Raw genomic sequence first — 1,402 nt, forward strand, 5'->3', positions numbered from 1 at the left:
TGGGCCGCCATGACCTCTTGCCGGATGCGGGCCAGGCCTGGCAAGTGAGCTTTGAGCAGCACGTGGCCGAGCCTCGCCCAGGCGAACCGGCTCCCGTCGCGAGTGGCGCCCTTGATGCCCGCTATCCCGATCTGTCCCGCGAACACCGGGACCTTATTGATCGGGCGATCACTCACGTTGCGGCTCAGCAAAAATATAGCGAGAGCACGGTTCGAAGATACTCGAATGCGCTTCGCCGATTGGCGAATGATCTCGGCGCTCGCGGCCAAGCGACTGATTTAAAAAATCACGAAACCCTGGTCGATCACGTCGATGCTTTCTTTCCGAAAAACGTTGATATGAAGAGGGCGTTGAACGTCCTGCGTGCGTATCATGAGCCGGGCTATTCAGCTACTCCCGGGCCGCTGGTGGCCGTGCCCTCAAAGGCAGACGAGCATTTCTTGGAACAAGTGACCCGTGACAGCAGCTTGGCCTCAAGCAGCCGTGCTGTCTATCAGAGTAGTCTTCGCAGATTCTCTGAGGCGCTTGAGAGTCGGGGCCAGACGATCTCTGGGCTGGATCACGATTCGCGGATCGAATTCGCCGAGAGGTTGTTTCCAGGTAACGGCAATCTCCTCTCCGCGCTGCGACGGGTTCGCGATGCTGAGCCCGTGTCTGACGGGGTTGCCGAGGCGTTCCGGCCGCTGTTCGTGGCCGAGCCGCGCCGCGCCGATCCTGTCGCGAGTGGCGCCCGCGATGCTCGCTATCCCCATCTGTCCGACGAACACTGGGACCTTATTGATCGGGCGATCACTCACGCTGCGGCTCAGCAAAACTATACGGCGACGACAGTCCGAACATACAGGTACGCACTTCTCCGACTGGTGAACGATGTCGGCGCTCGTGGCCAAGCGACTGATCTAAAAAATCACCAATCCCTGGTCGATCACGTCGATGCTTTCTTTCCGAAAAACGTTGATATGAAGGCGGCGTTGAGCGTCCTGCGTGCGTATCATGAGCCGGGCTATTCAGCTACTGTCGGGCGGCCAGCGCTGGTGCCCTCAGAGGCAGACGCGCATCTCTTAGAACAAGTGACCAGTGACAGCAGCTTGGCCTCAAGCACCCGTGCTGACTATGGTCGTAATCTTCGCAAATTTTCTGAGGCGCTTGAGAGTCGGGGCCAGACGATCTCTGGGCTGGATCACGATTCGCGGGTCAAACTCGCGGAGACGTTGTTTCCAGACAATAGCAATCTGATCTTCGCGTTGCGACGGGTGCGCGATGCTGAGCCCGTGTCAGCCGCGGTTGCCGAGGTGTTCCGGCCACTGTTCGATGATCGAGCTGACGAGTCGCCAACCAATCCGGAGGAGGTTCTGCGACTGGAACAGGGATTGAGCGAAGTGCTTCAGCGATGGCACGATGA

At 59.0% G+C, this 1,402-nt stretch carries 1 pseudogene; it reads left to right on the forward strand.

The annotated features are described in order from the left end of the window. Nucleotides 1–239: 239 nt before the first annotated feature. Nucleotides 240–1,402: pseudogene (locus tag CK224_RS32230) on the forward strand (hypothetical protein); the annotation flags it as partial.

It is taken from the genome of Mesorhizobium sp. WSM3862, from assembly GCF_002294985.1.
Lineage (GTDB): Bacteria > Pseudomonadota > Alphaproteobacteria > Rhizobiales > Rhizobiaceae > Mesorhizobium.